General features: G+C 73.9%; 3 protein-coding genes. 2 read left to right on the top strand and 1 reads right to left on the bottom strand.

What is annotated here, in order from left to right; genetic code table 11:
* The first annotated feature begins 362 nt into the window (after window positions 1-362).
* Entirely contained in the window at window positions 363-650 is a 288-nt protein-coding gene (locus ME121_RS34830) for a hypothetical protein (RefSeq protein ID WP_245337764.1), read from the top strand.
* Between the two features lie 406 nt (window positions 651-1,056).
* On the top strand, window positions 1,057-1,428 hold the full coding sequence (locus ME121_RS32555) for a hypothetical protein (protein WP_012321382.1): 372 nt from the start codon (window positions 1,057-1,059) through the stop codon (window positions 1,426-1,428).
* Between the two features lie 64 nt (window positions 1,429-1,492).
* Here the strand turns inward: ME121_RS32555 and ME121_RS32550 are convergent, their stop codons facing one another.
* Window positions 1,493-2,821 (bottom strand): alpha-amylase family glycosyl hydrolase, encoded by a 1,329-nt coding sequence (locus ME121_RS32550; protein ID WP_059410322.1) that lies wholly within the window; start codon window positions 2,819-2,821, stop codon window positions 1,493-1,495.
* Window positions 2,822-2,987: the final 166 nt, after the last annotated feature.

The following is a 2,987-nucleotide window of genomic DNA, read 5'->3' as shown; positions in this document are numbered from 1 at the left end:
TCATCTAAGTTATTTTCCTGGTATACGCGCATCATTGACGCGGGCGATTTGGGCCAAAGATGAGTGCTCGCAGCGCCGCGACGCCGTTCCCGCGCGATCTCGGCCCCCTTCTCAGCAGACGTGGCCATGCCGAACGCGCAGGATATTGACCGACCATTGCGGAGCGCCGCGGAGCACGAGGTCGTGATCTCCGGATCGGGCATCCGATCCGGAACGAGTCTGCGGCAGGATTTTCCAGAAGTTGCAGATCTCGACGAAGATCGCGCTTAGGGCGCCTGCTCGGCCGCCTGTCGGAGGCCGCGGCCGCCGCGGAGTCCGAGGGGCAGGTCCCCGCCGGCTTCGGAGCGGCGCTGATCGAGGCCGTGCCGGATCTGCGCCGCCGCGCGCTGACGCTGATCCGCGACGCCATCGCGGGCGACGTCCAGGGAGACGACCTCGTGCGGCTCACCCTCCTGAAGGCCTGGGAGCGCCGGGCGGAGTTCCGGAGCGGCACCGGGATGCCCGATCGGCTCGTCACGATCCTGCGCAGCCGCCCCGTCAGCGGCCGCGTGGCGTACCGCTTCGCGGTGCCGGATCCCGACGATGTCAGGTCGGCGGCGCTCCACGCCGGGCCGGCCGGCACGCGCGCTGTAAACCGGCATGTCTGCTGAAGCGGTCCACCGTGGCGCCGGCCCACGTCTCGCCGTACCGCGGACGCCGCGGCGTCGTGCGAGAAAAGCGGCGTACTGGTAAAAATCTCTCATTCACATGAGTGTGTTAGGCCCCATATCGCGGATGCGGAACGCGCCGTGCGCCCTCGGGTGTCGGCGGGTTCCGGACCCTTTCTTCGAGGTTGTGCCGGGCGGATGGCCCTCTTGTCCGGCACGGCCGCGAGGCCGGGCGCCCGCGCCGCTCCGGGCGCGCGTCCGGCCCGTTGCCCTTCCCTCCGCCGGCCCGCGCCCCGGGCGCGGGGCTTCGGAACGGCCTGTCCCGGCCGACGGCTCCCCACGCGCCGGACCGCCCGACGGGGTCGCCCTGCGGGGATGCCTCCCACCCGAGATCACCACAGAGGAGATCATGACCCGATTTCGCGCTGCACTGCTCGCGCCCGCCCTGATCGTCGCGGTCTGCACCGCGACGGGAGCCGCCGCGGCCAACCGGTTCGACGGGTCCTGGTCGGTCATCGCCACCGCGGAGAGCGGGAGCTGCACGGGCCCCTACAGCTATCCCATCGTCATCCGGGACGGGGCCGTGGACGACGCCGGCGGCAACGGCGTCGACGCCTCCGGACGGGCCGGGGCGGATGGCCGGATCACCGGCACGATCCGCAAGGGGCTCGCCAGCGTCTCGGTCTCGGGCCGCCTGCGCGGGTCCGCCGGGACCGGCCGCTGGACGCTCTCGGGGCTCGGCGCCTGCGCGGGGCGCTGGACGGCCCGCCGCACCAGCTAGGGCTCGGGGCCGGCGGCGGCCGGTCCTTCGCCGACCCGGTGCGCCGACCCGGTGCGCCGCACGGTCAGACGCTCAGGATGGCCCAGCCGTGGGCCGGCAGGGTCACGCGGGCCCCGGCACCGCCGGCCTCGGCGAGGTCGCCGCCGCCGGCCTCGATCGCCCGGGCCTCCGGCACCGGCAGCGTCGCGGCCGCGTCGGCGAGGTTCAGGGCCGTCATCACCCGCGCGCGCCCGTCGCCCAGCGCGAGCACGAGCTCTGCGTTGGCGAGGTGCAGCGTCCGCGCCCGCGCGCGGTGCAGCCCGCCCTGGCGCCGCCGGAGGGCGATCAGATCCTGGTGCAGCCGGTAGACCGGCCAGCCGTACGGGGCGAGATCCGCGGGCGTCGGCGGGAAGGCCGGCCGGATGGCGTCGTCGCCGCCGACCCGCTCCTCCTTCACGCCGCGGAAGGCCTGCTCGTCGCCGGCGTAGATCGAGGGCGTCCCGCCGCAGGTCAGCAGGATCGCCAGCGCGTGCGGCAGGTGCCGCTCGTCCGTGAGCCGGCTCGCGATCCGCGTCACGTCGTGGTTGCCCACGAAGGTCAGGGGCGCGAACCGGTCGAGATAGCCGTTGTGCCGGTCCAGGGCGTGGGCCAGCTCGAACAGGTTGCGATCGTTGAGGGCGCTCCAGATCGCCTTCCACAGCTCGTACTGGGTCACCGCGTCCAGGCCGCTGTCCTGCACGATCCGGGTGTAATCGCCGTGGATCACCTCGCCGACAACGTAGGCCTCCGGATGCGCGAGGCGGACCTGCCGCAGGACGCGCGCCCAGAAGCGCGGCGGCACCGCGTAGGCCGCGTCCAGCCGCCAGCCGTCGGCGCCCCGGGCGATCCAGTGGCCCATGACGGCGGCGACGTGGTCGGTGACGCGCGGATCGTCGTGGTTGAGCGTGACGAGCTGCCGGTGCCCCTCGAAGCAGGCGTAGTCCGGCTCGATGCCCGGGCCGGAGCCCCGCGGCCAGGACAGCCTGAACCAGCCGGCCCGCTCGGATCCGGGCCCGTGCCGCAGGACGTCCTGGAAGGCGGGGTGGGCCCGCCCGACATGGTTGAACACGCCGTCGAGCAGGACCCGGAGGCCGCGGGCCCGGGCCGCCGCGATCAGCGCGTCGAAATCGGCCTCGTCGCCCAGGCGCGGGTCGATGCGGAAATGGTCGACCGTGTCGTAGCCGTGCGTGGAGGCCGCGAAGATCGGCCCGAGCGCCAGCCCGGACGCGCCGAGCTCGACCGCGTAGTCGAGCCAGCCGTGCAGGTGGGAGAGGCGGTGCGTGACCGGGGCGGCGCGCTCGGCCTCCTGGGGGGCCCCGACGAAGCCGAGGGGAAAGACCTGCCACCAGACAGTCTGTTCGATCCAGGACGCCACCCGACCTCCGTCCACTGCCAATCGGGACCGAACCCCGTCGTGCCGCGATGGTTGCAGGCCCCGGTGCAGGAGCGGGATCTTGGCCGCCCCGGCCGCGGCCTCGACCGCCGGTTTCCGCGTTCGACGAAGCGGCGCCGTCCGGGACGCGCGCCTCCGCGGCGCGGGC

Origin of the sequence: Methylobacterium sp. ME121 (assembly GCF_000974725.1) — a bacterium.
GTDB classification, from domain to species: domain Bacteria; phylum Pseudomonadota; class Alphaproteobacteria; order Rhizobiales; family Beijerinckiaceae; genus Methylobacterium; species Methylobacterium radiotolerans.
Note: the sequence above shows the minus strand (reverse complement) of the source record. Positions and strands in the feature narration are given on the sequence as shown.

Bases quoted from the DNA above. Each gene is read 5' to 3' on its own strand.
- ME121_RS32555 (WP_012321382.1), top strand. From the start codon at position 1,057: ATGACCCGATTTCGCGCTGCACTGCTCGCGCCCGCCCTGATCGTCGCG.